General features: G+C 44.0%; 29 protein-coding genes. 13 read left to right on the top strand and 16 right to left on the bottom strand.

From position 1 onward, the window contains the following. Positions 1–67 precede the first annotated feature (67 nt). From ACFQU8_RS06860 to ACFQU8_RS06850, 3 genes are all read right to left on the bottom strand, one after another. Entirely contained in the window at positions 68–565 is a 498-nt protein-coding gene (locus ACFQU8_RS06860) for a DUF3278 domain-containing protein (protein WP_382358460.1), read from the bottom strand. Positions 566–567: 2 nt separating this feature from the next. Next, entirely contained in the window at positions 568–756 is a 189-nt protein-coding gene (locus ACFQU8_RS06855; protein ID WP_382358459.1) for a helix-turn-helix transcriptional regulator, read from the bottom strand. A gap of 170 nt (positions 757–926) precedes the next feature. Then, positions 927–1,382: a nucleoside deaminase gene (locus ACFQU8_RS06850; protein ID WP_382358458.1), complete on the bottom strand. Its 456-nt coding sequence runs from the start codon at positions 1,380–1,382 to the stop codon at positions 927–929. Positions 1,383–1,557: 175 nt separating this feature from the next. On the opposite strand from ACFQU8_RS06850, the gene ACFQU8_RS06845 reads away from it, so the two are divergent. Further along, entirely contained in the window at positions 1,558–3,201 is a 1,644-nt protein-coding gene (locus tag ACFQU8_RS06845) for a BCCT family transporter (protein WP_382358457.1), read from the top strand. A 56-nt stretch (positions 3,202–3,257) separates the two neighbouring features. Here ACFQU8_RS06845 and ACFQU8_RS06840 read toward each other — a convergent pair whose 3' ends face one another. After that, complete coding sequence (locus tag ACFQU8_RS06840; protein ID WP_382358456.1) at positions 3,258–3,911, bottom strand: DUF421 domain-containing protein; 654 nt, start codon at positions 3,909–3,911, stop codon at positions 3,258–3,260. A 123-nt stretch (positions 3,912–4,034) separates the two neighbouring features. Beyond that, entirely contained in the window at positions 4,035–5,120 is a 1,086-nt protein-coding gene (rlmN, locus tag ACFQU8_RS06835) for a 23S rRNA (adenine(2503)-C(2))-methyltransferase RlmN (RefSeq protein WP_382358455.1), read from the bottom strand. Between the two features lie 190 nt (positions 5,121–5,310). Between rlmN and ACFQU8_RS06830 the strand changes: the two genes are divergently transcribed. Together ACFQU8_RS06830 and ACFQU8_RS06825 are read left to right on the top strand one after the other, a co-directional pair. Then, positions 5,311–6,312: an LLM class flavin-dependent oxidoreductase gene (locus ACFQU8_RS06830; RefSeq protein ID WP_382358454.1), complete on the top strand. Its 1,002-nt coding sequence runs from the start codon at positions 5,311–5,313 to the stop codon at positions 6,310–6,312. Positions 6,313–6,418: 106 nt separating this feature from the next. Next, the gene (locus tag ACFQU8_RS06825) at positions 6,419–6,874 is read left to right on the top strand and encodes a DinB family protein (RefSeq protein WP_382358453.1); all 456 of its coding nucleotides are present in this window, start codon (positions 6,419–6,421) and stop codon (positions 6,872–6,874) included. A 229-nt stretch (positions 6,875–7,103) separates the two neighbouring features. On the opposite strand, the gene ACFQU8_RS06820 is transcribed toward ACFQU8_RS06825, so the two are convergent. The 3 genes from ACFQU8_RS06820 to ACFQU8_RS06810 all read right to left on the bottom strand — a co-directional run bounded on the left by ACFQU8_RS06820 (position 7,104) and on the right by ACFQU8_RS06810 (position 8,214). Further along, positions 7,104–7,427, bottom strand: a complete 324-nt coding sequence (locus ACFQU8_RS06820) for a hypothetical protein (RefSeq protein ID WP_382358451.1) — start codon at positions 7,425–7,427, stop codon at positions 7,104–7,106. Positions 7,428–7,506: 79 nt separating this feature from the next. Beyond that, entirely contained in the window at positions 7,507–7,770 is a 264-nt protein-coding gene (locus ACFQU8_RS06815) for a DUF4190 domain-containing protein (RefSeq protein WP_382358450.1), read from the bottom strand. 54 nt (positions 7,771–7,824) lie between these two features. Then, positions 7,825–8,214, bottom strand: coding sequence for a hypothetical protein (locus ACFQU8_RS06810; RefSeq protein ID WP_382358449.1), 390 nt, complete (start codon positions 8,212–8,214; stop codon positions 7,825–7,827). Between the two features lie 229 nt (positions 8,215–8,443). Here ACFQU8_RS06810 and ACFQU8_RS06805 point away from each other — a divergent pair, with 229 nt between their 5' ends. The 3 genes from ACFQU8_RS06805 to ACFQU8_RS06795 all read left to right on the top strand — a co-directional run bounded on the left by ACFQU8_RS06805 (position 8,444) and on the right by ACFQU8_RS06795 (position 10,771). Then, positions 8,444–8,815, top strand: coding sequence for a DUF4363 family protein (locus tag ACFQU8_RS06805; RefSeq protein ID WP_382358448.1), 372 nt, complete (start codon positions 8,444–8,446; stop codon positions 8,813–8,815). Between the two features lie 14 nt (positions 8,816–8,829). Next, the gene (locus ACFQU8_RS06800; protein ID WP_382358447.1) at positions 8,830–9,522 is read left to right on the top strand and encodes a DUF421 domain-containing protein; all 693 of its coding nucleotides are present in this window, start codon (positions 8,830–8,832) and stop codon (positions 9,520–9,522) included. A gap of 187 nt (positions 9,523–9,709) precedes the next feature. Then, positions 9,710–10,771 (top strand): NAD(P)/FAD-dependent oxidoreductase, encoded by a 1,062-nt coding sequence (locus tag ACFQU8_RS06795; protein WP_382358446.1) that lies wholly within the window; start codon positions 9,710–9,712, stop codon positions 10,769–10,771. 161 nt (positions 10,772–10,932) lie between these two features. Here the strand turns inward: ACFQU8_RS06795 and ACFQU8_RS06790 are convergent, their stop codons facing one another. Next, entirely contained in the window at positions 10,933–11,418 is a 486-nt protein-coding gene (locus ACFQU8_RS06790) for a PaaI family thioesterase (protein ID WP_382358445.1), read from the bottom strand. 128 nt (positions 11,419–11,546) lie between these two features. Beyond that, complete coding sequence (locus ACFQU8_RS06785; RefSeq protein WP_382358444.1) at positions 11,547–12,608, bottom strand: AbrB family transcriptional regulator; 1,062 nt, start codon at positions 12,606–12,608, stop codon at positions 11,547–11,549. Between the two features lie 242 nt (positions 12,609–12,850). On the opposite strand from ACFQU8_RS06785, the gene sda reads away from it, so the two are divergent. After that, positions 12,851–13,021: a sporulation histidine kinase inhibitor Sda gene (gene sda, locus ACFQU8_RS06780; RefSeq protein WP_382358443.1), complete on the top strand. Its 171-nt coding sequence runs from the start codon at positions 12,851–12,853 to the stop codon at positions 13,019–13,021. An 87-nt stretch (positions 13,022–13,108) separates the two neighbouring features. Here sda and nhaC read toward each other — a convergent pair whose 3' ends face one another. From nhaC to ACFQU8_RS06765, 3 genes are all read right to left on the bottom strand, one after another. After that, on the bottom strand, positions 13,109–14,542 hold the full coding sequence (gene nhaC / locus ACFQU8_RS06775; RefSeq protein WP_382358442.1) for a Na+/H+ antiporter NhaC: 1,434 nt from the start codon (positions 14,540–14,542) through the stop codon (positions 13,109–13,111). A 289-nt stretch (positions 14,543–14,831) separates the two neighbouring features. After that, positions 14,832–15,458: a fumarylacetoacetate hydrolase family protein gene (locus ACFQU8_RS06770; protein WP_382358441.1), complete on the bottom strand. Its 627-nt coding sequence runs from the start codon at positions 15,456–15,458 to the stop codon at positions 14,832–14,834. Between the two features lie 60 nt (positions 15,459–15,518). Beyond that, a complete protein-coding gene (locus tag ACFQU8_RS06765; protein WP_382358440.1) occupies positions 15,519–15,899 on the bottom strand; it encodes a hypothetical protein in 381 nt (126 codons plus the stop codon). Between the two features lie 129 nt (positions 15,900–16,028). On the opposite strand from ACFQU8_RS06765, the gene ACFQU8_RS06760 reads away from it, so the two are divergent. The 4 genes from ACFQU8_RS06760 to ACFQU8_RS06745 all read left to right on the top strand — a co-directional run bounded on the left by ACFQU8_RS06760 (position 16,029) and on the right by ACFQU8_RS06745 (position 19,338). Continuing rightward, positions 16,029–16,835, top strand: coding sequence for a hypothetical protein (locus ACFQU8_RS06760; RefSeq protein WP_382358439.1), 807 nt, complete (start codon positions 16,029–16,031; stop codon positions 16,833–16,835). Positions 16,836–16,848: 13 nt separating this feature from the next. After that, positions 16,849–17,316: a hypothetical protein gene (locus ACFQU8_RS06755; RefSeq protein WP_382358438.1), complete on the top strand. Its 468-nt coding sequence runs from the start codon at positions 16,849–16,851 to the stop codon at positions 17,314–17,316. Positions 17,317–17,347: 31 nt separating this feature from the next. Further along, positions 17,348–17,470 (top strand): hypothetical protein, encoded by a 123-nt coding sequence (locus tag ACFQU8_RS06750; protein ID WP_382358437.1) that lies wholly within the window; start codon positions 17,348–17,350, stop codon positions 17,468–17,470. Between the two features lie 233 nt (positions 17,471–17,703). Beyond that, a complete protein-coding gene (locus tag ACFQU8_RS06745) occupies positions 17,704–19,338 on the top strand; it encodes a BCCT family transporter (RefSeq protein ID WP_382358436.1) in 1,635 nt (544 codons plus the stop codon). 148 nt (positions 19,339–19,486) lie between these two features. Here ACFQU8_RS06745 and ACFQU8_RS06740 read toward each other — a convergent pair whose 3' ends face one another. Continuing rightward, the gene (locus ACFQU8_RS06740) at positions 19,487–19,939 is read right to left on the bottom strand and encodes a hypothetical protein (RefSeq protein ID WP_382358435.1); all 453 of its coding nucleotides are present in this window, start codon (positions 19,937–19,939) and stop codon (positions 19,487–19,489) included. Positions 19,940–20,440: 501 nt separating this feature from the next. Here ACFQU8_RS06740 and ACFQU8_RS06735 point away from each other — a divergent pair. Then, entirely contained in the window at positions 20,441–20,605 is a 165-nt protein-coding gene (locus tag ACFQU8_RS06735; RefSeq protein ID WP_382358474.1) for a DUF4083 family protein, read from the top strand. A 111-nt stretch (positions 20,606–20,716) separates the two neighbouring features. Here the strand turns inward: ACFQU8_RS06735 and ACFQU8_RS06730 are convergent, their stop codons facing one another. Further along, a complete protein-coding gene (locus ACFQU8_RS06730) occupies positions 20,717–21,397 on the bottom strand; it encodes a LiaF transmembrane domain-containing protein (RefSeq protein ID WP_382358434.1) in 681 nt (226 codons plus the stop codon). Positions 21,398–21,531: 134 nt separating this feature from the next. Then, positions 21,532–25,047 (bottom strand): SCO7613 C-terminal domain-containing membrane protein, encoded by a 3,516-nt coding sequence (locus tag ACFQU8_RS06725; protein ID WP_382358433.1) that lies wholly within the window; start codon positions 25,045–25,047, stop codon positions 21,532–21,534. Between the two features lie 430 nt (positions 25,048–25,477). Between ACFQU8_RS06725 and ACFQU8_RS06720 the strand changes: the two genes are divergently transcribed. Then, positions 25,478–26,293 (top strand): ZIP family metal transporter, encoded by an 816-nt coding sequence (locus ACFQU8_RS06720; protein ID WP_382358432.1) that lies wholly within the window; start codon positions 25,478–25,480, stop codon positions 26,291–26,293. The last annotated feature ends 51 nt before the right edge of the window (positions 26,294–26,344 follow it).

The raw sequence follows: 26,344 nt of genomic DNA, 5'->3' as shown, positions 1-26,344 counted from the left end.
ATGTAACACAATTCAGTTAATGGTGTCATCGGTGTGATAAAATTAACTAAACACTGCCAGGACAATCTTAAAATGGCTTGTTTAATTTCGACTTCCCAAACAGGTACATGATTAAGCCGAATATGATTCCGGCGACAACCCATATCAACGTATTGGACCAGCTCATCGCTAGGTCACCAGTTTCTAAATATGGAAACAGGTATTCCATCATGAATAACATTAAAAACCCCCAAAGCAGACCTGATAACGCTGACGATTTGATAAGCTGTCTTTTCTTAACCCTGTATTCTTCCGGAGAAGCACAGTCTGTATCATCCAAACGATTTTTGCGCAATCGCACAGTGATATTGAACGCATATGCCATATTGATAATAAAAAGCGCTGGTGTTATAAATGACATCTTATTATGAATGGTATCCATAATAAGTGAGAAGAGCATTAACAGCATGGTTACAATCCACAGCAGAGCACCTGAAGAAGCTAACATTTTATGTATTTCGTGCCTCTGATATTCATCCCGGTCATCCATAGTGCCTATAAAACGATTAAGCAATTTATCTCTCACGGCTACTCCTCCCAAAACAACGTATTAAGATCTGTGTCCAGTTCCTTGGCCAAAGCAATACACAAAGACAAAGAGGGATTATATTTATTATTCTCGATCAGATTAATCGTTTGTCTTGCGGCCCCCACTTTTCTCGCTAGGTCAATTTGCGTCAATTGCATAAACACTCTGTGCTCTTTGACTCTGTTCACATCAGACATCCCTTTCTGCAACCGTGTGTACATTATATGTGACATTATAAGGCTATGTCAATTATATATGACACACCGCAACAACAAAAAAGAGCATGTTTTTAGAAATACTCCCAAAAACATGCTCGCTCCACCGCAAAATCATCTGCTGACAACTATGCCGCTGAACGTTACGACTGTTTATCATACCAGAGCTGCATGGGATCTGTTTGATCAGTCTGATCGGAGAAGTGCTTAATCGTAATCGACCGTTCTTCATTAGGCTTCGACAGTTCCTCATAAATCTTCTCCCCTTCGCCCATTCCGACCTCAGTCATTTGCTCAAGGCCATTATAAAAGTAAACAGTTTCAATGTCTGCTGCATAGATAGCGGTCATGCACATTGAGCAAGGCTCGCCGCTTGTATAGATTGTATAATCGGACAGATCACTTGTCTGTAATTGTTTTTGAGCCTTCCGGATGGCATTGATTTCTGCATGACCTGTGACATCAGGATTCTCCTGCTCACCTGCCGCAGCCTCTGTCACGATCTCGCCGTCTTTAACAAGCACTGCTCCAAACGGTATTTGCCCCTCTCGAACATTTTCCTCGGCCAGTTTAACAGCTCGTTCCATAAATTGATTCATATGAACCCTCCATCTTACTGAATAAGGCTGTTCTGTACAGTACTGCTATAGTATATCTCACTGAACGCCGTATATTCCAATCTGCCGCTGCTGCCACGTGCAAACACGCCTCTAGCGTGTATAAATCGCTAATATCACCTAACACTAAACGCTAGACACAGAAAGGGTGATGACGATGAACAAGAATTTAATCGATTGGCCCACATTTATCGGGGCTTTAGTTCTTCTGCTTGCCGTTTCGGTTCCTCTTGCGGTTTTTCCGGAAGCAGGCAAGGCAGTGGTTAATGTGGCTAATGACTTTATGACTGGCAATTTTGGTGTTTTATATCTTATCTTCGGACTGGCTGCTTTCGCCTTTCTGATCTATGTCGGCTTTAGTAAAAATGGTCACATTAAACTTGGTGACAAAAATGAAGAAAGAGAATTTGGCACATTTTCCTGGGCAGCCATGCTGTTTTCTGCTGGAATTGGTTCAAGTATCCTGTACTGGGCCATGATCGAATGGGCCAGTTATTATCAAGGACCGCCATTTGACCTTCAAGGCGAATCAAATGCGGCCATTCAATGGGCAGCTTCTTATGGCATTTTCCATTGGGGTCCAATAGCATGGGCCATTTATACATTACCGGCACTCCCTATCGCCTATTTCTATTATGTCCGCAAAAAACCTGTTTTAAAGATCAGTGAGGCGGTCAGGCCAGTGCTTGGCAAATTGGTTGATTCACCACTTGGGAATATTGTGGACATTCTGTTTATGTTCGGGCTTATGGGTGGTGCTGGAACGACACTGGCACTGGGAACGCCGATGATTGCTCAAGGCGTGCACGATATTACAGGCTTGCCGGTGACCATGACGATGAAAGCAGTTATTATGCTGTTGTGCACCGTCATTTTTGCAATCAGTGCTTATTCGGGGCTGCGCCGCGGGATTAAGATGCTGAGTGATGTTAATCTATGGCTGGCAGTCTTTTTGTTAGCCTTTACGTTTGTGCTCGGGCCGACATTATTTATTAGTGAAACGACGTTTACGAGTCTCGGCCGTATTTTAAATAATTTCTTTAAAATGGCGACGTGGCTGGAACCGTTCGCTGGCATTGAAGGCTTTCGCAGCACAAGATTTCCTGAAGCCTGGACGGTGTTTTACTGGGCCTGGTGGGTGGTGTATGCGCCGTTTGTTGGATTGTTCGTCGCTCGCATATCACGCGGACGGACCATTCAGGAGATGGCTTTTGGCACCATCGTGTACGGTACGCTGGGCAGTATCCTGTTCTTTGGAATCATGGGCAACTTCGGACTGCATCTGCAGCTGACCGGCAGTTTTGATGTGGTTGGTTTCATGAACGAAAACGGCGCACCAGCTGCGATTATCGCGATTATTAATCAGCTTCCGCTAGCCGGATTCATGGTTGTGGTGTTTACCGTCCTGGCGATTATTTTTCTCGCAACCACCTTTGATTCCTCATCCTTTATTTTGTCATCAGTCGTGCAAAAAGAAGTCCAGTCCGAGCCATTAAGATGGAACAGACTGTTCTGGGCGTTCACCTTATGTCTGATGCCGCTGGTGCTCATGTTTATCGGAGATCTGCAGACATTGCAGACCGCAAGTATCGTAGCCGGGTTCCCGGTGCTGTTCATCATGGTACTGCTCGCCTGGTCATTCATGAAAGCGTCCAGTGAGGATCTCCGCGCATCCAAAGAGTACGAACCGCCAACCATTCATATTAACCGGCGTGAAATTATGCAGCATGTGAAAAACCGGGAAAAGCGTCGTTCTGCTATGGAATCAGCAGATCAAGACACCGATGATTCTGACCGCTGAAGGTATTAATTTGCATCACAAACAAGCAAACCAAAAAGCAAAAAAAGACCCCCGCCTTACTGCAAGTGGTCCGGCGAGGGGTTTTGTTGTTCCTGGTCAGATGTTTCTTTAAATAGATGACGCTGTGATTGCATTTGCGCGATCTGGTTATTCAAATCATTCAATTGTTTCTGAAGCTGATTCATCTGCGAATCGGCCGACATCTGGCTTAGAATTTGCTGCACATCCGATGACAGCTGGTTAAATTCCTTCTTCGTAACCGTCTGAGCATCTGTCTTTAAACGAAAGCCAATCTGACCGTTCGGCTCCAATGTAGCCCATTCCACATCATCAATATGCTGAACGTTTTTGATGCGAAGGTTCATTTCCAATTGATCAACCGTCATGCGCATTTTTTTAATGGTGCCTTCCTGCAGCTTTCCATTTTCAATTAAAAGCTTTGATTTGCCAGTGAAAATCTTTTCAAAGATATTCCACTTAATCTGTGCATATTCAATAAGGCATAATGCGCCAACTAAGAGCAATCCCACAGCTAATGTTAACCAGATATTCTTACCGGTAACAGGCTGAATCAGCAGCGTACCAATTCCAATCATGATCACCGTTTGCGGGAGTGTCATCTGCGAGATGGATTTCCGTCCGGCTATCCGCAGCAGAAACGTCCCGGCAATGATGATCAGGATCGCCTTCCATATCCAATCAAACGTCACGATATCAGACTCCTTTCTGCTTTTAGTTTAATGAAAAACCGGCATCTTATGCAGAAAATGAGCGCGTCTTAAATAGACAAAACCCCCGGAATCAGATAGTTTAACTGATCCGGGGGCTGAAGCTTATGATGGTATTTCTTTTCTCGCTGCATTCTCTTTATTCACTTGCCTGCTTCGCAACTGGCCGCATGCCGCGTCAATATCGGCACCGTTTTCCCAGCGGACACCGCAGTTGATGCCATTTTCCTGCAGCGTCTCAAAAAAGGCCTTAATCGTTGGTGAATCACTGCGTTCATACTGATCAAGCTCGCTTACCGTGTTGTATGGAATCAAATTCACATAAGTCAGATGACGTTTATTAGCAAGCAGTTCCACCAGCTCTTCAGCATCTTCTTTATGATCATTGACATCCTTGAGCATGATGTATTCATACGTGACACGGCGATTGACACGCTCCAGATAATAGTCAACAGCATCCATCAGTTTTTCAATCGGGAAAGCCTTGTTAATCTGCATGATCGATGATCTCAGCTCATTATTTGGCGCATGCAGAGAAATAGCCAGATTTACTTGCGTGCCGGTATCTGCCCATTTGTAAATTTTATGAGCAAGACCGCTCGTCGAAACCGTAATGTGACGTGCGCCAATATTAAGGCCGGCATCATGGTTCACGACATTAATAAAGTCCATCAGGTTATTGAAATTATCAAATGGTTCGCCGATGCCCATGACGACAATATGGCTGACGCGTTCATCCTCGTCTTTCTTATCGACATCTTTCTGGACATTCATAATCTGTTCAACAATTTCACCGGCGTCGAGATCACGGTTTTTCCGCAGCAGTCCGCTTGCACAGAAGGAACAGCCGACTCTGCAGCCCACCTGGGTCGTAACACAAACCGACAGGCCATAATTAAAACGCATCAAAACCGTTTCAATCAGATTGCCATCTGACAGCCGGAACAAATATTTAACCGTGCCGTCTTCGGATTCCTGCCTGAGCCCTTCTTCCATTGTATGAAGAACAAAGTTTTCTTCAAGCAGCTCGATGGTTTCCTTATTGATATTTTTCATTTCATTAAACGCACTAACACGTTTGACATACAGCCAGTTCCAGACCTGATCCGTGCGGAAGCGGCGCTGGCCATTTTCTGTGAGAAAGTTTTCCAGCTGTTCATATGTCAAAGCGTAAATTGATTGTTCGCTCATACGTATCCCTCATTTCACAAACGTTCCAAATGTCTATCGCAATATACTATCACATCAGATCTTATATGGCAAATAGAACAGGCTACATTCGAGACATTAAGCTCCAGGGGTATGGACCAATGGCACATTGAGCAGGATATTGGAAGTCCTGAACAGAAGATCGTATCCTTTATCTAAAGGAGTGAGATTTATGAGTTCTAAAACGTTTAACAATATCCCGCTGTCGGTTCTGGACCTCGCACCGGTTCTGGAAGGCAGCACACCGAAAGAATCATTTCAAAACAGTGTTAAATTAGCGCAAAACGTGGAAAAATTAGGCTTCAACCGTTACTGGATGGCTGAGCACCATAATATTCCAGGTATTGCCAGCTCCGCAACACCAGTGCTGATCGGTCATATTGCCGGTGCTACGAATACGATGCGCGTCGGGTCAGGCGGTGTGATGCTGCCAAACCATTCGTCACTTATCGTCGCCGAACAATTTGGAACACTCGAAAGCATGTATCCGGATCGTATTGATCTTGGTCTCGGCCGGGCACCAGGAACAGATCAGCAGACAGTTTTTGCCATAAGAGGCAAGCTGGATCAGCATCCCGAGGACTATCCGCGGCAAGTTGAAGAACTCGAGGACTACTTTGCCGGGACTGCAGCAGTGCAAAGTGTTCCCGGAGAAGGCCTCAATGTTCCGATCTGGCTGCTCGGATCCAGCGGTTTCAGCGCTAAAATGGCAGCACAAAAAGGATTGCCTTACTCATTTGCGAGCCATTTCGCACCGGATAACACAGTAGCTGCACTGGACTTGTACCGTACTTACTTCACACCATCTGAGGCGTTGGCTGAACCGCATGCCATGATCGGTGTCAACGTCATCGCTGCTGATACAGAAGAGGAAGCACGCTACTTGAACACGACCCAGCAGCAGCAAGTGCTCAATATGCACCGCGGACAGCCGGGTAAACTGCAGCCGCCAATTGAAAATCCTGACGAAGCCTTCTCACAAATGGATAAAGCCATTATTGAGCAGTCGTCCAATTCGCCGTATACAGTTATCGGCACTAAAGAAACTGTACGTAAAAAGCTCGAGGAACTGCTTGAGTCAACCGGTGCCGACGAGATGATTATCAATTCATCAATCTATGACATCGACGCCCGCATCCATTCTTATGAAATTGTCAGCGAACTGATGGACTAATGGAATGGCCAGGCAAAAACCGCAGTGCCTGATAACGGGCTGCGGTTTTGAGATGCCTTTTAAACTTGATATAATGGAATTAGTATCATGAAAGTGAGGGTTACTTATGACGGAGCTTATTTATTCACAATTCGAAACAACTCACAACGGCTTCATGGGTGAAATTAAAGACTTGGACGAGGCTACGCTGGACACACAGCCTGAAGGATTCAACAACACGATCCACTGGCATATCGGCCATGTGCTCACCATCAGTGAATCACTTCTGTTCAGTTTCCCTGATAATACCGACCATCTTCCGAAACACTATCATGACCTATTCAGCAATGGGACCAAACCAGCGGACTGGCCTGAGGACGTCCCAAGTGTTGACGAGCTTAAAGAGCAGCTCGCCGATCAGCTGGAACGGATTAAGCAAATTCCGGAAGAAAAACTATCGGAAAAACTGCCACAAGCTGTTCTAGGCGCCCAGACATATGGCGAATTGATAACCGTCGCCGCCTTCCATGAAGGCAACCATGCCGGCCGGGTCAACGCCATGAAAAAAGTTCTGAAAAAATAAGACAGCATGAAACCACTCTAATGAAAACAGCTCAGGTGTCGCGACCCGGGCTGTTTCTTTTTATTCATTACCTTAAGACCTTATAGGCCGCTATCTATTTTGTTTAGACCTTCTTTATCAACGACGTTATTGTAAAACTGGTCACCTTTTAATTTGACCGTCATGATCATCCCTGTCAATTATTCGTTTATATGGTTACATCCTGCAAGTGCCTCGCTATTTTATGCAACTATCTTTTCCTATTTTCCTCCCTGGATGTGTTGAATTCCCTATTCCTGGCTTTCATTTCGTCCTTCTGTTTTTGCCCCCACTTAGAGTTTGAAATAAAATCATAAGCAATAAGAATGATACCTGTAACCATAAAAACAATGCTTAAAATATAGGGAATCCATCCAGCAATGTCAGACAAAACAGTCGCAATCAGACCAGGCGGATCACCCCAACCTCCCAAATCAGGTAAATATAAAGCAATTGCGAGATGCATGATGCCAAATAAAATTGTTCCTGAAACAAGCAAAATGTAACCAAAAATTCTCATTTCCATCACTCTCACTTAAATTGAATAAAAATTTAAAACTATTACCTGGCATTATCTATTTATCCTGTATTTAATTTCATTAACCCCATAAGATCTAAATTTGGTAAAAAGTCCAAAGACCGATGATTGCAAATATCTGAATCACAATTGCAGCGATACTGCAAACAAGTCCGGCAACTGCTGTCTTATACCCTTTTTCATTGGCATTTTTTAAGGCTTTTATTGTTTTATTGGATGTTACTGTACCGGCAACACCAAATACCAAACCTAAAACGGGGATAAAAATACCTACAATCCCTAATGCCAAAGATATGCCAGCATAATTGAATCGTGGTGTCGCTACTTCCGTATTTGCCATTTAAATCCACCTCGATTTAAGGAACCATCTTTAAATTCCCAATTTAACTGTGAATTAATGGTTCCATGACTCTGGTACTTGGCTCTTCAAAAACGTAATCATTTTTTCCTCATTGTTGGTCTGAAGGGCCACACCTTTCCTGTCAAAAACAACAAAACTTGGAAGTTCCTCCAACTCTAAATAGTCGTATTGTTTTTTAGCTTTATTTGAAGAGGATTCCTGAGTCATCGTCATTTTATTGACATTTCGAATATTATTGTTATCCGCCCATTTAAACCAGTCTGTTTCATCAGCATCTTGAGATGTTATGATCAGTAAGGCATAATAATCTTCTTCATCAGAATATAAATGCTTCGGAGGTTTCGATTCATCTTTTGCAGCATTGGAACAGCTAGTTAATAAAACAAACATCAGTAAAGCGCACAATATGGATGCCTTTTTCAATAGAAATCCCCCTAATGACAGACACTTTACGATCATCCTTCCAGCTAACCTCAACGCTTCCTATGCCTTCCTGATATAAATTCTTTTCTTAAACCAAAGTAACACAAAATAATGATAATTTTAACATCAGAAGGTCTGAAGAATTACTCCACTGGCTTTTCTAATCAGCGAATAGCCAGCCATTCTAAAAACCATACTAGGCAAAATATGCTTTTTCAGAGGTGGCGGGATGAAAAATAAAACCATCACTTATACGCTGGCAATAATCGTTCTTGTATTGTTTACAGCTTATTTTGGTATAAAAGAAATTGTCCGGACACATATAAATCTCACTGAATCCATTGCCCAAGTAGAAACCTATGCGAAACAAGATGATTGGCAAAAAGCATATTCCCTCGCGAAAGAAGTTCAAAAAGACTGGGAAAGGTACAAACTGATCATCAATATAAACTACGCCGAATCAGAACACTCGCTATTCGATGAAGCGTTAAATGCCTTAGTAGCAGGAAGCGATGTAAAAGACTTACCGACTGTTCTTGCCAATGCCGAAAATGCAAAACGATTCTGGAAAAACTTAAATAAAATTGTTCCTGGTCCATAAGGGGGGGGATAACGATGGATGCTATTGCTTATATCATTCGCTGTATCATAATGCTGTTGGTTACGTGGACGGCGATCAGATTAATCGGAAAGAAATCCATTTCCAACATGACCAGTTATGACTTTGCGGGTATTATGCTGCTTACAACGGTGACAGCTGAGCCATTAGTTTATAAAGTTCCCTCCAAAGCTTCCGTTGGGGCAGCTGTTATTGTCATTATCATTGTGTTACTCGGAACTTTATCGCTGAGAACACGCTTCTATAATATGGACTCGAAACCGACGATTGTTATTTCCGGCGGCCATGTTCAAGAAAAAGAATTAAGAAAGGGCAACATGAACATCCCGTTATTGTTATCCGAACTGAGACTGAAGGGGTATCAAAATATAGCAGACGTCAAGTATGCCATTATTGAGCCCAATGGCAAGCTTTCCGTTGTTCCAGCGCCTGAAGCGAGGCCGGTTCAGCCAAGTGACATAGCCATACAGCCATTTCCTGTTTTCTTAAGCTTCCCGCTGGTCATTGATGGTCAGATTAATGATGAAAATCTCTCCTTCTTTCAAAAAGACGAAGAATGGCTGATGCAGCGGTTAATGACATTTTCCATCAACGATATAAACGATGTACTCCTGGCCCAGATAGACAGCCAGGGTCAGTTATATGTGATCAACAAAAGTAAAGATCTGCAAACCCCAAATATCTTTTGATCAGGCGGTGATCATGACGTTTATGGTTATTACCTTCCGCCTGAGCTGCAACTGAATATGCACAGTTTTATGAATCCTCTCTATACCCTTTCTTAAAGCTGACATTTCCGTGGCTACCCCTAGTTTTCCGATACAACATTTGATAATCTTAATAAGAAAGACTTTTTCATGAACAAGGGGTTTTAACATGACACATTTAGTGATCGTCGGGGGTGGCTATGGCGGTATCAATATTATGCAAAATCTGATTGAGCGCAACCTGCCTGAAGATGTCTATATAACGCTTATCGACCGCAATCCGTACCATTCGGTTAAAACAGAATTTTACACAATTGCTGCCGGTACATCTGCTGATAAAGACGTACGCATGGACTTCCCAGAGCATCCCAAAGTCAATTATGTCTACGCGGAAATCAGTCAAATCGATACAGCGAACCAGCAAATTCAGCTGCAGAACCGCAGCGATTCAGTTGCTTATGATTATCTGGTGCTTGCGCTCGGCTGTGAAGATAATTACCACGGGGTCGACGGAGCAGCTGCGTTTTCCGAGAGCATTCAAACATTCTATAAAGCACGTCGCGCGGGTGTTGCGATCGGTAATCTGCCTGCCTATGGCAAAGCTACCATTGTCGGTGCGGGCCTGAGTGGCATTGAAGTAGCTGCCGAAATCCGTGAGAGCCGTCCAGATTTAAACATTCGTCTGCTGGACCGCGGCGAGACTGTTTTGAAAGCCTTTGATACCAAAATTCAAAATTATGTAGAAGACTGGTTTATGAAAAATGATGTGGACGTCATTCATAATGCCAACGTCGAATACGTGGAAAAGGATGGTGTCTGCAACAATGGCATTTGCTATGTTAACGACGTTACCATCTGGACAGCTGGCGTGCGCCCAAGTTACCTCGTCCGTGAACTGCCATTAGAACTGAATGAACAGGAAAAAATCATAATCAATGATTTCTATCAAGTACCAGAACAGCCGCATATATATGCCGTTGGTGACTGTGCCGTGTCTGAGCATTCACCAAGTGCGCAGCTGGCCCGGCAGCAAGGCGAGCAGATTGCCGAAGTGCTCGCGGCCGTTCTTAAAGGAAAGGAACCTAAGAAACCCGGCCCGATCAAGCTGAAAGGCACACTCGGTGCACTCGGCAGCGCAGACGGCTTCGGCGAAATGATGACACAGCCTATGACCGGTTTCATTCCACGTCTGGCTAAATCAGGTGTGCTCTGGCTGAACAAGCGGCATTAATAATAGCTTACGAATGGCTGACTGGTATTTTAAGGAGCCGGGACAAAAGTAATTTTTATTAACAAAACGCGGGCAGCTGGTGAACCTTCTCACGCTCCTCGCAGATTGCAGCTGCATCAGTTATGTCCCAGTTCCTTGTACGCAGCAAGCTTGTCTGTGAATTATGTCGGCTGTGTAAATGTATCCGGCATAACGGCGGCCGTTACCACAGCCTTCGCACATAACTCATCACCGGCGTAAACTTCGGTATGCACCTTGAATTTTTTCGGGTGCACTTCCTCCGGTTTGCCAATCGCTTTTAATGGCGTGTTCTGTGGTGTTGGCTTGATGTAGTCCACATTTAATGAGGCCGTTACAAAACGCGATGCTTCCTTACCTTCCCCAGGCTCATACCCATTTTTCCGGTGCAGCGCCAAAGAAGCTGACCCTGTTCCGTGACAGTCGACCATAGAGGCGATTAAACCGCCATATACAAAGCCGGGGATAGCTGTATAAACGTCGTCCGGCGTATGCCAGGTCACCGTTTGATCCCCGTCCCAGCCAGTCCGGAACAGATGGCCCTCTTTATTCAGCCGGCCGCATCCGTAACAATAGGCTAAATCATTCGGATAATCATCCTGAATTGCATAGGTCATTTCCTCAGTCATATCTAACTCCCCCTTTTAGATCAGTATATCACGAAAGCGGTTTCTCTGAAGAGGGAAAATAGACGATTAATCAGAATTTTCCACAGAAATATTCTGCAAAAACGTCAGGACCGGACAACATGACTGCCTTATTGACCGGCCCGTCGTTTTCCAAGCCACCTGAAGAAGAACGGGACAAACACCATAATCAGCAAGAGACGAAACAGCTGGTAGCTGGTGACCACTGATATATCAGCACCGATTCCTGCTGCTGTCAGCCCCATTTCAACCATGCCGCCCGGAGTCGTGCTTAACAGCGCTGTGGTATAAGGAACATCATATATAAGCGCGAGCCCCGTGCCAAGAACAAAGCCAAACAGCACAATGACAATGATCATTATGATGGTATAGGCCATAATGCGTTTCCAGCCCGGCAGATCTCTGGGCTGCATCTGCAGACCAATATGAACACCGATAAAAAGCTGTGCGAGCCCGACAAGGCCAGTTGGAAGGTCAGGTACCGGGAGACTGGTAAACGTCAGTGCAATCGTCAGCACCATCGGCCCGAGCAGCATAGGAGCGGGCACCCGCAACCGGGAAAACAGCCACGCAGCAGCGACCAGCAAAAGGGGATACAGCAGATACGTATACCATGGCATCGCCAGCCAGCTAATCGTGTCTGCCTCTGCCCCGGGAGCGGTTCCAGCACCCCCGCCGAACAGATACACCGCCGTAATCGGCACAACAATCACAATCATCATCACGCGCATACTCTGCAAAAACATAATAATCGTGGGATTCAACCCTTTTATCTCATCCAGCAGGACCATAATCTGTGACAAGCCGCCTGGTATCGCACCAATCATACAACTGGCCAAATCCAGCCCAGTCAATTTGGAAAAAAACCACCCAAGCAGCAGGCTGAAACCAATCGTCAGAAGTGTCACAGCTATCATAGACGGGATATGATCCCCCATTTGTACAAGCGTCTCTTTCGTAAAGGAGGTCCCGGTCAAATAACCGAGCAAAACCATCGCGATTTTCTGAAATGACGAGAGCCAGAATAGTTCCCGCTGCAGCAGGATACGCCAGGCAGCCACCGCGACAAGTGAGCCAATCAGCCACGGCAGCGGAATATGTATCATTGAGAACAAGGCAACACCGGCAAGCGCAACTGCCAGTGTCTCCAGGAAAGCAAAAACCTTAGGCAACAGTTGTCATCTCCTCTGCAGCTATCTAATATTGCAAAAAAAGGAACCATCGCGATGATGGCCCACGCTCATTATAGAGGAAAGAAGGCATTTGCGAAAGGCATACCGCTTAGGAGGCACATCTCAGGGAATTTTGCTGCATGCTGCCATACACACTTTAGTCTTGCTAATTCGTTAATTGATTACTATACTAAGGAATTGGTTTTCGAATATTTTTATAGGAAGGAATGTTTTAAATTTTCATGGACAAGCTATCTAATCAATTGCTTATTGAAGTTTATTGTCAGGCCAGAGCTATGCAGTTGGACAGTGACTTCATCGACATGATTGAAGAAACACTAAAACAACGATCGATTCTCGTCACCCGATCCTCAACTAAAGATACTGCTAAATCAGACAAACCGCGTCGCTAAGATCCTTCACCAGACCCTCCATTATCTCCTTTAAGAAAACAGCCCAGGTACCCAAAAAGCGAGCCCTAAGCTGCTGTTTCCGAACCATCACCTAAGATCTGCGGACACTGATTTTCTTTTTATAGAAGGTTTTGACCGTACATCCTTCGTCTCTTTCATACCAATACCTGTGATGCCATATAAAAGCGTAAATACCGGCGTGATCAGCGCCAGAAAGCAGAATGGAATATAGACAAGCGGTGATATGCCAAGGGCTCCTATCGTGAATAAGCCGCCTGCCGTCCACGGCAGTAATGGTGCCGTTTGCGTAGCGGTGTCTTCAATAATTCTGGATAGGTTAAGCGGACTAAGCTTGAACCTTTCAAATAAAGGCCGCAGCAATGTACCCGTCATGACTCCGGAAAACGAGAAAGAACCGCCAATTCCAAGCATTGCATAACCTGTGGCCATCGACAGACCAACGAGAACACCTCTGCCTTTGATATGGGCTGCTACTGCCTGCAGCATCGCTTCAAGCACACCAAAGTTATACAAAGCACCGCCTAAGCCGAGTGCAAACAAGTACAGACCTATCAGTGGCAGCATACTTGTCAGACCACCCTGCTGCAGCAGACTATCCACAATATCAATCCCGGAACTGTCCGTATAGCCTTCATAAAATATATGGGTGACCTGACTCATGGTCGCCCCTTGATCTAAGACGGCTACAGCGGCACCAGCCAGAGCACCAATAAAAATGGACGTGACGGGAGGCTTTTTCATCACCAAAAGCACAATCACAATGGCAGGCGGAATCAACGGAATCAGTCCCAGATGAAAATTCTCAGCCAAATAACCGGTAAGCGTATCGACATCCGTCGAATTAATGGCTGAACCGCCATAGACCCAGCCGAGAATGGTGAAAATAATCGCACTGATGATATAGGCGGGCCCCGTGGTCAAAAGCATATGTTTAATATGGTCAAGGACGTCGGCTCCAACAATAGCTGCGGATAAATTCGTGCTATCTGATAACGGGGACATTTTATCACCAAAAAACGCTCCGCTGACAACCGCACCAGCCGTCATTCCCACAGGCATGCCAAGACTGTGACCGACACCCATCATGGCTACACCCGCTGTTCCAAGTGTTGCCCAGGATGCCCCTGTCGCCATCGAAACAACCGAACATAATATAAGGGCCGTCACCAGGAAGAACTGAGGCGAAATGGCTTCAATACCGTAGTAAATAATCGACGGTACCGTACCGGAAGCCATCCAGGCTCCGATCAGAATACCGACTGTCAGGATGATCATGCCCGGCTGAAGCGCCTTCAGCATGGACTCATAAATATTCTGTTCCACCTCTTTAAATGAGTAGCCAAGCCTCATGATAAACGGAATCACAGCCAGTAAAGCCGTGAACATCATAATCTGGATGGCAGCGCCAAAAACAATCATCCCTGTTGCAATAATCGCCACCACGACTAATAAAATGGTCAGCGCATATAAGAACGTCGGTTTCTTTGTTTCGTCAGCCATCTAAACACTCCTTCAAAAATTGCCCTTTAAAATAAGGGACTGTTAAGGAGCGCTCCATTAATTGTTCGAACAATTTTCCCTAATTTGAATCGTCTGATATGCATATAACAATTTATATTTTAGCAAATTATCAATTAATTAGGAAACGAGCTAACAGACCATTTTACCCGATGAGACCGCGATATGCAGACTGAAGCGGTCAAAAAGACGCTTATTCTTACAAATGAAGCCACATGAGAGCTTATCCTTCAAATCATTGTCATTTTATTCCTTCAATTGCTGCCACCTGTTATGCCATAGACACGCCAAATTGCCCTTGCAGCGTGTCGCCCCACCATAATTCATATGTTTCACCGTCAGAGACCGGACCAACACCTTCAGGGGTGCCCGTATAAATGATATCCCCTTCCCGCAATCCAAAATGAGCCTGAATATAGGTCATAATGTCATGAAATGAGAAAATCATATCGTTAATGTTTCCCGTTTGGACAACCTCACCATCACGCGTTAACTTAAAATACGCTTCCCGGCAGGCCGCCTCTCCCGGGAAATCCCAAAATTCCGTCACAACAGCTGCGTTCTTAAACCCTTTCGCTAAAAGCCATGGCTTCCCCTCCTGCTTTAACTCTTCCTGCACATCACGCAGCGTCATATCGACCCCAAGTGCCATTTTCGACACGACATCATCTACCGCAAAATCATCACTGAGAACATCCTTCCCGACATACAAAACGACTTCCAGCTCATGATGAACTGCACCCTGATTCTCTGGGTAACGAACCGTCCTGTCATCCGCATGAACAAGTGCGTTCGTCGGCTTGGAAAAAATCATTGGCTCACCTGGCACGGTATCACCGAGTTCCGTCGCATGATCAGCGTAATTCCGTCCAACACAAAAGATATTACGAATAGCCATATATCATCACCGTCTTTCGAATGTATTTTAAAGTACTAGTTGCTAAAACGCGGCACACGATTATAACGCATCCGTTATGATTTCAAAGAGACAGCCATCCCGGTTCGTCCAGAACAAACCGCGGGGCATGAAATCGTGATCTGTTCGCTGATTCGCTGTATCAAAAGGACTGTTGCCAAAAGCCATTCCATCTTTTTTAAGCCGCTTGACCATTTTATCAAAGGTACGTCCGTCAACATGGAATGCCATATGCTGCTCTAAGCTGCCTTCATCTCTGTTCATAAAATAAATCGCCAGCTCCGAATGAATACGTACCGCCGAAAATTCATAGCCTTCCCCTGCTACTCTTCCCAGCGGCAAATCCATCACCCAGGCAAATTCACGCGCTGCCTGATCATGGTCTTCAGCATATATCACGGCATGATCGAGCTTAATCGCCATAATGAATCACCCCCTGCGCCCCTTAATCAAGGATCTCGTTTAAATTTTAACACACAATGATTTCATGTTGACGTCCTTATGCATATCCAGACAACCATTGTCTAATACTATAGCTTAAGCGCAATACATATGGCGAACCGAGGGATAACGTTGCACAATTCAGATAGAGCGAGACGATTCAGAGCTTATGTAAGTATATTAGGCACCACACAGATTCATTTGCGGAATCCATTCATTATCGCATGGTGGTCTGCTGCCTTCCCGGGCTTCGGACACTTGCTTCTTTCCAAATACATTCGGGGCTATTTATTAGTGCTGTGGGAATTTTTCATCAACATTAATGCCCACATCAATGAAGCGATGATCTATTCGTTTACCGGTCAATTCGAACTCGCAAAAATGGCTTTGGAACCGCGGTGGATGCTGCTCTACATCCCGATTTACATTTATGCCATATGGGACAGCTACCGCACATCAGTCGATCTGAACAAGTTATTTATTCTGGCTGACCGGGAAAACGCTGAGTTTATAAATTTCCAGATTACAGGGCTGGAAATCAATTACTTAGATAAACGAAAACCCTGGATATCTGTGATGTGGTCAGTTTTCATGCCCGGAGCCGGACAGCTTTACATTCATCGGATCGCAACGGCTTTTTTTATTATCATCTGGCTGATTACTGTCGTTTATTTTTCCCGTTTTCTTGAAGGTATTCACTTGCTTGTTTCAGGTGACTTGACGCAAGCGACAGCAATCCTTGATGGCGAATGGCTGTTGTTTCTCCCCTCCCTCTATTTCTTTGCCATTTATGATGCCTATATCAATACTGTGGAAAACAACAAATTATTTGAAACGGAACAAAAAAACTTTTTAAGACGCAGATATCAGAACCCGAATTTTGTATTACCCCTTAATCTTAAAAAACGAAACGAGTGAGAGCATGTATGTGATGGCTACCTTTGATCAGTCATTATACGTGGAATTAGCGCTGTCAGCTATTGAAATGAAGGGTGTCCCCAACGAAGACATCCTGGCTGTTCCCTTAGACAATCGTACAGAGGAAAGAAAACTGTTTGATACAATCTATCGTTCAGACGGCTTTAGTATGTTTGATATTGCAGCTGCCCTCGCCACTGCATTTTCCGTCATCGGTGCAAGTGCTGGCTTTCAACTGACGTGGGGACCAATCATTTGGGGTCTAATAGGAGCTGTGGTTGGCGCTGCGGCAGGATTTTTGATCAAGCTGTTTATGAACAGGAAGAAACAAAAGCACACGTTAAAGCTGAGCGGGAAGGCATCTGAGCTCATTCTTATTGTCTATTGTAAAAGCGAGCAGGTTGACATAATTGAAGACATTCTCTGGGATAATTTTGCGCTGGGTATTGCCAAAATGGACGATATCAGCCACAGGTCTTAAACTGGCCGTTATGCTGTATGTCACATCCTGCTTGGCCCTTGCGTTTGGTCTTATAGCTGATAACATCCTTAATCTCTGGCTGGACTTGTACGGTTACTTTGGCAAAGGGGTTAATTTAAAAGGACTAGCTGCTCTGACAACAATCTATCTTTAAAAGGAGCCATAATCGAGAGAATAAATGCTAATATAAGTGACCCTGGAATGACACTCTCAACAGGCTGTATAGCGTAAGATGATGATGTCACTTAAAAAGAAAATTAATTTGCTTCAGGCCGGCAAACAACTAAATGCTCTCTTCCTTTGCATTTCGGGGCCTTTACCCTTTAGACTACGTAGATGCCGCCTCTAAAACAATTTGACCAAGCTGTTAAATTCCTATATATTGAAATGGGAGGTTTTAGTATTAAGAATAAAACAATTACATCCACTTTTTGGATATCGATTGCTCTAGTAGCATTATTCATTCTCTGGGGTGTTATATTTCCAGGCAATGTTGAATATGTACTGGGCCAAATTAACGATTTTATTTCCAATACATTTGGCTGGTTTTATTTATTAGTTACGACAGGTTTTGTGATACTTGCTTTGTTTTTGATCTTCGGGCCATACGGAAAAATCAAACTTGGTAAGCCTGATGAAAAACCAGAGTACAGTTACTTTACCTGGTTTGCATTTTTATTCACTGCCGGCATGGGGGTCGGGCTTGTATTTTATGGCGTAACAGAGCCTTTAACGCATTATTACAACCCGCCATTCGCCGATCCTGAGACAAAAGCTGCCGCAGAAGAATCTTTGAAATTCACATTATTTCATTGGGGCGTGCATCCTTGGTCGGTATATGCGATTGTCGCATTAACGCTCGCTTATTTTAAATTCCGGCACAATGCGCCTGCATTAATTAGCTCCGCTTTTAGTCCATTGATTGGCAATAAGGCTAAAGGTGGTTTAGGAACAGCTATTGATACATTAGCTGTCTTTGCAACAGTTTTCGGTATTGCCACATCACTTGGGCTGGGCGCCAAGCAGATTACATCCGGTCTCAGTTTTACATTTGAAGGGATACCGGATACATTGACCACGAACTTGATTGTTATTGCTGTCGTCACCGTGCTGTTTATGATTTCGACAACAACAGGTGTTAATCGGGGTATCCGTTACCTGAGCTGGGCCAATCTTGTTTTGGCTGCCGCACTCATGATTTTTGTTTTCGTTTTAGGTTCATCCGTGCAAATGATCGAATCATTCACGACAACCTTAGGCAACTATATTCGGGACCTTCCGCGTATGACATTAAGCATGAATGCATTTGAGGGTGACCGAGAGTTTCTTAATTCCTGGACGCTCTTCTACTGGTCCTGGTGGATTGGCTGGTCACCTTTTGTTGGGACATTCATCGCCAGAGTCTCCAGAGGACGGACGATTCGCGAATTTGTCCTTGGGGTAACCGCTGTCCCCGTTGTATTCAGCGCACTTTGGTTCTCTGTATTTGGCATTTCCGGACTGAACATGGACACAGCAAATGGTGGCTATATTTATCAGCTTATGAATGAATTAGGGGATGAAGTAGCCCTGTTTGGTTTTCTTGAGTCATCACCTATGTCATCGATTATTATCGGAATCGCTGTTATACTCATTTCGTCATTTTTCGTAACCTCTGCTGATTCCGGCACCTTTGTGCTCGGTATGTTAACAACAGGCGGAAAGTTAAATCCAAGCATGATCGTTAAAATTATCTGGGCCATTATTCTCGCCGCTATCGCATCAGTCTTACTATGGACTGGCGGCCTGTCAGCCCTGCAAATGGCCATGTTAATCGCAGCATTTCCATTTGCGATTCTCATCATATTTATGTGTATATCGCTTCTCAAAGCTTTAACAAGCGAGTATGACATTCTAAAAATGGAAAACAAACAGCGTGAATATGATGATGATTATCGAAAAAGACAGAAACGATTACTTAAACATAAACGTAAACAACTTCGTGACAGCCTTCCTGATGCAGAAGATGACGACGAAATTTAGGCTTAGATTAAACGAGTTCAAAACACGAAGTCCATTTCCTTATCATCCAATATGGACTTCGTGTTTTTATTTTTAAATTCCAGCGTTATGAAATTTTATTACTGTCAATATGTTAGGGATCCTGGGAGAGTGCGGGGATGCATTAATCTCATCGAAAAAAAGGAAAAATACTTTCCCAATCAGCCAAGTCCGAGTCACCCCTGATTGCCTCGTTGAAAACATCCATGATTAATGGATCAGTGATAAGTGTTTCCTTTTCTGACAATGCGTCGTAAACCGTCCTATAAGTTCTGTCTTTAGGTTCCTCGTCTGCTTCGGCGGTCCCAGCTGGCACATTTTCGCAATCTGTATCTTGCAGCAATCCCGGGAAATTGCCGATGTCGTCCTTTGCCACACGCTTCCATTCTGAATCAAGATTATGTTGTCTTAAAAATGCATCAAAATGCATGTCATCATCCGGATTCTTTTGGAACATTTCATAAAGATCCCAGCTTAAAACAACATACCGGTGAAAAATCGCGCCATCAGCAATACCATACTCATCTATTATAAAATGAGCACCTTCACCACCCATGCGAATGGTCCTGTTCTTGACGTCCATATTATCTCCCCTCCCTTTCAAACGATGGCTAAAACGAGCGATAAGATTTCTCGTTGTAATGTTGCCACACGGAATACGCAAAGCAACTACTTGCCGCTGGCCATAATAAATGCCTGCACAGTGTCATAGTCTGTATTAAACATGCTTCATTGTAAAATCAAATGCAAAAGTTAAATAGGGTTTAGTTTAAGCTCCGAGCCTGTGCTGCATGTTCTTAAATAACAAAGCGAAAAGGAGACTAGTCAATGCCAGAGAAATACCCCTATTACTACAGAACTTGGTTTGTCGTATTTATGTTAATTTTATTTTTCCCAGCAGGTTTCATCCTCATGTGGAAAGGTAATAAATTTGGGAAAATGGGGCGGATTATGATCTCTGCCTTTGGACTATTAACGTTGTATCCTCCTGTACGAAGAATTAAAAAACAGATATCGCCTTAGAAGATATAGTGGAATCAGGTAAAAAAGGACATAAGGAGAGAAATAATTGGTTTCATTTTCGATGATTATGATGCTCATATATCTAGCGATTTTTGCTTTTGTCGTTTATTTCTTAATAAGTGTATTACAGTTTATGAGAACGAAAAGCCACAATGATAAATTACTGCTTCATAAAATGGATGACATATCACAAAAGTTAGATGAATTGAAAGAAAAAAAGTACTAATCATTTAGGATCAACATTTTTTCCTGCGGGATCTTTCCACTGCGCTTTCCCGCAGGCGTCTTCGTGTTTTCCTCCGCTAGCTGGTTTTGTGCCATATGCACTTTTTCACTGTCAATTTTTAATATCAACATCACCGAAAATGACTAAACAGTTTATTTTCAATACAGCAGTATCCCCGTCACTGTCTTGAAGCCGTGTGTTGTTATCCCATTCGCCAAAAACCGGGAGCCCTGATATTTCTACATTTACATTTTTGGGCACTTTTACGTCAATGTCACCAAAGATACTTGTTAAATCCATGGTTGCTTCATGAGGAAAGTCCGCCTCCAGCAAATCTACTTTCGCTTCGCCAAACAACGTTGTTACATAGCCCCCATTAAAATCCGATGAGCGACTTTTAACGTCCGCTTCGGAAAACAGAGAAAATGTTTTAATCAATTGATCGGTATGCTGTGACTTCTTCGTATAACGCTGTTCTGACCCCTTCCTTTCACGCCTGGAAAATAGAAAATCTATACCAACTAAAATCAAAATCAGCGGCCATATAAAAGCAGCAGCGTTAAAATCAACCCATTGATTGATTAAAAACAATATACCTGCCATAAGAAGTATTAATCCGGTAATGGGAGATGAATAAGTGCGCTTGATAAGCTGAACCATGCCAATAACGATCAAAATAAGAGGCCACCATGCTGAAAGAACCTGCTCAAAATTCCATAATTCTGACTGCTGCAGGAAAAAACCCAGTCCCAGCACAATCAACAACACGCCTACCCACACGCGTCCTCCCACAAACAACACTCCTATCACTATAATTATATGCATTGTGCAACTATTATTCTTCTAAACATTCATAACAATTTATTAGCCTGGTGCTAAACCAAGCAACAGCCTGCCATAAGAAAGACAGCGGCGTCTTGTTCCTATTACTCCCATTTTTTAATCCGCTGAACAACATTTTTATAAAATAAGGTCATAAACGTATCGTTTCCTTTTGACGTCTTTTGCTTATGCCATTCATAATAACTTGCAACTGTAATCAGGATCGATCCAGCAATGAGCAGATATACCCACCATGGCATGTTACCCCAAAAAGGCCTTGTTTGTATCAGCAGATTCAATAACAATACGCCTGAGCCTGTGAAAAAGAATGACTTTTGCTTGAACATCATTCCTCCAAGCATGGCCAGAAGTGAAAGGGATCCAAGGATGATCGCATCATACACGGTATTACTTTGCAAACCGTCTTGTACAAGAACCAGCGAAACAAGCACCAGCACAACCCATTGAGTATCATTCATGAGACGTTGATGCTGTTTCCCAGCGATGGCCTTGATGAACATAGCTAATCCGACCCATGGCAATACATAACATTCCGCTTCGATTAAATCCGGTATAGCCAAATGATTAAGTAACGTATAATAAGGCTGAAGCAAGTATCCGACAGCCCCCGCAACCAGCCATTTGCCTGCTACAAATGGAAGACGATTGCGTTGTACGTAAATCGCCAGTGACACAAGGATGCCCGGCAGTAATTGCTGAAAGAGCGTATCACCGTCATAAACATAGAGAAATCCCAGCGAAACGAATCCGGCTATCGTATACCAGTCCACCAGGGGAAATGTAGCCTTGTGCGCCTTATAAATGACTGGATAAAGCAGTAACCCAATAATCAGGAAAATAACGCTGGCCACTACTAAAACAATGTCATCATAGGTCGGATGTGTTTGGATAAAGTTGATTAAGGCGATAAATAATATCATCAACGGGATGCCGTTTAACGTATCCCATTTCTGTATGTGCAGCATGCCCAGGATGATACTGGTGTATAGCATTGTAACGATGAGCTGTGTGAGATCAAATGGATGAAGCAGCGCAAAATTCATCAATCCGATTAATGAAAAAGGAATAACATAATAGATGATTCGCTGTCTCCAGATGGTATTGCTTAATGCCCAGCCACTGGTTAACAGAATGGTTGTTATGAGCGAGGCATAATGCAAGTCATCGCCCCTATCGAACGAAAGCATGGTATACATGACCAGCAGCCAAAAAGACGTCAGTCCGGCATATAAACATAGTTTCCGTGTCCATTCCACCCTTGCAGCCCAAGTACTGACGCCGTAAACAACCACGGCCAGCATCGCGGACCATACGGCAATATCGCCATAGAATAGCGAAACTATCAAAGCCAGCGGATAATAGATGTGCGCAACATACCAATAGGCGTTTGCTATCGATTGGTCAAACCTCCAGAAACCGGCACCTGTGACAAACAGCAGGAAGGCGCCAATTGCAAATTGCAGCGAGATAAATAACTCGGAGGTCAATGCATAGCCGTCATGCAGAGCATACAACAGCGATAAATAAAACAATAACGTGAAAAGCCCCATCACATAGGGAATAATCGCAGACGCCACTTTCCGGTACAATAAATAAGCCATGATGACGCCGCCCAAGATTATGACGTACCTCAGTGTTGGATTAAATTCCAAATTGGTTAATGATAACGTTTGGAATATCGCCAGCAAATAAAAGCCCTGAGCCACATAAAATGACTGGTTGCTGAATGAATGACGTTTGAGCTGCTGCCATATGAAAGTTGCAAGCAGTAAAGAAAGGCTTGCCAGTACAAGCGGTACCGGTGCAAAAGGACCCGGATCCCCGCCAGGCAAAATGTCACCTTGCCCTGTCATATAAAACATGGTTACAGCAAGGCCCAAAGCAATTGGCTGCAGCAAATAGGCCGTCAAGCGGGCATTACTGCTTGCCAGGCGCTGTTCAAAAGCATCCATGACAACGCCCAAAGCGCTAGTCAGAAGCAGCATAATGCCAAGATGCATCCAGTTCATAGCCGCTGCTTCCCATAAAAGGCAGACAGCCATCACCAGCATCGCCATGTCTCTGGCACTAGTATTGATCGCTTTTAAATAAGGCAATTTTCCTAAACAGCCAACCCCCACATAAAAGGCAAACGACACGATAAACATTGAGAATGTCATAGACTCATAAGGCAGGATGGTTTGACCTAATCTGACCAGTTCAAACAGACCTGCCAGGAGAAAGGCAGAACTCAAATAGTAAAAGATCGTTCGTTTAATGTCGGTCAGGTTTGATAAATAAATATAGTTACCGGCAATCAGAAAGTAAGCCAGGATCAAAGTAAGCGATGGATCATCCATATGTATCAGGAGACCTTGCACACTTATATAAATAAACGCAAAACCGGAAACAACCGCACTGGTGTATTTGAACAATTTATCGAGTGCAGCCTGGTGAGCGATGAGTTTCGGTAACACAAGAAACACAAACCCCAGCAGAGCATAGGCAACTGCCCCTATATTGTGCGCAACAGAAAACTCAATTGTTTGATAGGCCCCGTAGACAAGCATCAGGGTAAAGACAAAAAAGTATTCGGTCCGCTTCGTGACATACAACATCGACATGTATACGGCTGCGGTTAACAGCAGATTGAATCCATGGAACACGTCATTGCTGTAGAACAGCAGCATCAAAAGCGTTGATAAAATGAGATTTGCCTGAATATACAGGGTGAATTCATTTACGAACAACTGCCATTTGGCTTGCCTTTTAAGATACTGATAAGCTCCAACAAGCAATGAATTAAACAGAATCACACCTAAATAGAAACCGTCCACAGACAGATCCAGCCAGCCGATGAAAAAGCCGGCAAACAGCGTTAACATGCTATTGGCAAACCAAACAAACAACCGGGTATTCAATTTAAAAGCCGAATAAAGATAAACCGAAAACAACAGCAAACTTCCGGTGGCACCGTATAGATAACGCCCCTCACCACCTGGGGAAAAATAAGTCCCCAATTGTTCATAAAACCCGAGAGATATATAAACAATAGGCAAAAACAAATTTCCGAGCACATAAAAAGCCAATGCTGTTTTGCGGATTTTCAAGATGTTTTTCGTAAATACCGCCAGCCCAAAAAATAATGCAGCAATAGCGGCTATCATCCCCGTCTTCATCCAACTCGACATTATGTCCCAGTTACTTGTGGCAAGGACAGTACCGCCAATTAAAAGCAGAATGATCCCTATGCTCAATGACCATGTAATATTTTGATCCCTTATTTGCTGCTTGCTTTTTTGTTTGGGCACTGTCTTATGTACAGCTGACTGGTCTGAATCACTTTGTTGGGCAGCTGGGGTCTCCGAGGCAAATGCAGCATATGTTTTTGTCGAAGCAGCTTTATTTTCCGGATTTGTCTTGTCTGCAAGGTTTTGCTGTATTGCTTCGTTTTCCTGATCGAATGTGTCTTGTACATAGGTCTGGTCATCTTTAAGAAACTGCTCATAGCGTTGTATGATTTCCTCATAAACACCTGGTGTGATATACTGCTTTTCTTTTAATTGACGAATCTCTTCTTTTGTTACCTTTTCCCGATCAGATGGCTCTCGAGTACTCATATGTTACACACCCCTGCATACTTGAATACATTGACAGCACAGCGAAAGTTTCAGCGCTAATTGCCTTTTAATTATGGAGAGATACATTCCATACGATAAACACTGTCATCGCAGCCTAGGATACCCCAAAAGTAACTAATTTCCCTTTTGTTTCGTCTGCACAAAAATGATTTCATTTAATAATATGGCATGCTTAATTGAATTATATCAGAATTTTCCTTTTTATTGGTAATTAATTTTGATACACGATGCTAAAAAGTTATCAGTATGATTGTGGGAAACCAGCGCCAATGTATGCCTATTCATTCAGGTTTCTGGGGTCGTTAAAAGGGCGCATCAATAGTTTTGTATAAATGACCCTGTTCCTTTTTAATTTATGAAAGATTAAAACGATTTAAAATGTAAATTTATAGGGAAGGATTGATTTATTATGTTTGATTATTTTCTGGAATTAAACCCGATCGCACAGGCAACCATTGCCACACTTTTTACATGGGGCATGACTGCACTCGGTGCAGCGCTTGTTTTTGCAACGAAAGGCTTTAATCAGCGTTTTATGGACAGTATGCTGGGTTTTGCCGGGGGTGTCATGATTGCTGCAAGTTTTTGGTCCTTGCTCTCACCGGCATTGGAAAAAGCGGAAGGCGGGCCTTTACCGGTATGGGCTCCAGTCGCAATAGGCTTTTTGCTTGGTGGTATCTTCCTCTGGGTATCCGATAAACTCCTCCCGCATCTCCATCCGGGCTTGGCCACGGATGAAGCTGAAGGAATCAATCCGGACAGAAAAAGACGCAGCACGCTTCTCGTTTTGGCCATTACACTGCATAATATTCCGGAAGGGCTGGCTGTTGGTGTTGCATTCGGAGCCATTGCCGCTGACTTGCCGACCGCGTCACTTGGAGGAGCCGTGGCGCTGGCGCTCGGTATCGGCATTCAAAACTTTCCTGAGGGGCTGGCCGTATCGATGCCACTCCGGCGTGAAGGCATGTCCCGGGGAAAAAGTTTCGCCTACGGGCAGGCATCTGGCATCGTTGAACCCATTGCTGGCATCATTGGGGCGCTTGCCGTCACCATTATGCAGCCATTGCTGCCTTATGCCTTAAGCTTTGCTGCGGGTGCGATGATCTTCGTTGTCGCTGAAGAAGTGATTCCAGGATCGCAGGAAAATGGAAACACCGATCTCGCCTCCATGAGTGTCATGGTCGGCTTTACCATTATGATGGTTCTCGATGTCGCACTGGGATAGGAAGGCAGGATAGCTATCGTTCCGTTTTTCATTCCCCTGTCCACGTCTTAT

It is taken from the genome of Lentibacillus kimchii, from assembly GCF_042666895.1.
Taxonomy (GTDB): domain Bacteria; phylum Bacillota; class Bacilli; order Bacillales; family Amphibacillaceae; genus Lentibacillus; species Lentibacillus kimchii.
Note: the sequence above shows the minus strand (reverse complement) of the source record. Positions and strands in the feature narration are given on the sequence as shown.

Excerpts from the sequence above, each read along its gene's own strand:
- ACFQU8_RS06740 (WP_382358435.1), bottom strand. The coding sequence starts at position 19,939 with ATGGACGTCAAGAACAGGACCATTCGCATGGGTGGTGAAGGTGCTCAT.
- ACFQU8_RS06800 (WP_382358447.1), top strand. The coding sequence starts at position 8,830 with ATGGATGCTATTGCTTATATCATTCGCTGTATCATAATGCTGTTGGTT.
- ACFQU8_RS06795 (WP_382358446.1), top strand. The coding sequence starts at position 9,710 with ATGACACATTTAGTGATCGTCGGGGGTGGCTATGGCGGTATCAATATT.
- ACFQU8_RS06725 (WP_382358433.1), bottom strand. The coding sequence starts at position 25,047 with ATGAGTACTCGAGAGCCATCTGATCGGGAAAAGGTAACAAAAGAAGAG.
- ACFQU8_RS06815 (WP_382358450.1), bottom strand. The coding sequence starts at position 7,770 with ATGGCAAATACGGAAGTAGCGACACCACGATTCAATTATGCTGGCATA.
- ACFQU8_RS06850 (WP_382358458.1), bottom strand. The coding sequence starts at position 1,382 with ATGAATCAATTTATGGAACGAGCTGTTAAACTGGCCGAGGAAAATGTT.
- ACFQU8_RS06755 (WP_382358438.1), top strand. The coding sequence starts at position 16,849 with ATGGCTACCTTTGATCAGTCATTATACGTGGAATTAGCGCTGTCAGCT.
- ACFQU8_RS06760 (WP_382358439.1), top strand. The coding sequence starts at position 16,029 with ATGGCGAACCGAGGGATAACGTTGCACAATTCAGATAGAGCGAGACGA.
- nhaC (WP_382358442.1), bottom strand. The coding sequence starts at position 14,542 with ATGGCTGACGAAACAAAGAAACCGACGTTCTTATATGCGCTGACCATT.
- ACFQU8_RS06790 (WP_382358445.1), bottom strand. The coding sequence starts at position 11,418 with ATGACTGAGGAAATGACCTATGCAATTCAGGATGATTATCCGAATGAT.
- ACFQU8_RS06805 (WP_382358448.1), top strand. The coding sequence starts at position 8,444 with ATGAAAAATAAAACCATCACTTATACGCTGGCAATAATCGTTCTTGTA.
- ACFQU8_RS06735 (WP_382358474.1), top strand. The coding sequence starts at position 20,441 with ATGATTATGATGCTCATATATCTAGCGATTTTTGCTTTTGTCGTTTAT.
- ACFQU8_RS06845 (WP_382358457.1), top strand. The coding sequence starts at position 1,558 with ATGAACAAGAATTTAATCGATTGGCCCACATTTATCGGGGCTTTAGTT.
- rlmN (WP_382358455.1), bottom strand. The coding sequence starts at position 5,120 with ATGAGCGAACAATCAATTTACGCTTTGACATATGAACAGCTGGAAAAC.
- ACFQU8_RS06745 (WP_382358436.1), top strand. The coding sequence starts at position 17,704 with ATGGGAGGTTTTAGTATTAAGAATAAAACAATTACATCCACTTTTTGG.
- sda (WP_382358443.1), top strand. The coding sequence starts at position 12,851 with ATGGACAAGCTATCTAATCAATTGCTTATTGAAGTTTATTGTCAGGCC.
- ACFQU8_RS06830 (WP_382358454.1), top strand. The coding sequence starts at position 5,311 with ATGAGTTCTAAAACGTTTAACAATATCCCGCTGTCGGTTCTGGACCTC.
- ACFQU8_RS06765 (WP_382358440.1), bottom strand. The coding sequence starts at position 15,899 with ATGGCGATTAAGCTCGATCATGCCGTGATATATGCTGAAGACCATGAT.
- ACFQU8_RS06770 (WP_382358441.1), bottom strand. The coding sequence starts at position 15,458 with ATGGCTATTCGTAATATCTTTTGTGTTGGACGGAATTACGCTGATCAT.
- ACFQU8_RS06825 (WP_382358453.1), top strand. The coding sequence starts at position 6,419 with ATGACGGAGCTTATTTATTCACAATTCGAAACAACTCACAACGGCTTC.
- ACFQU8_RS06720 (WP_382358432.1), top strand. The coding sequence starts at position 25,478 with ATGTTTGATTATTTTCTGGAATTAAACCCGATCGCACAGGCAACCATT.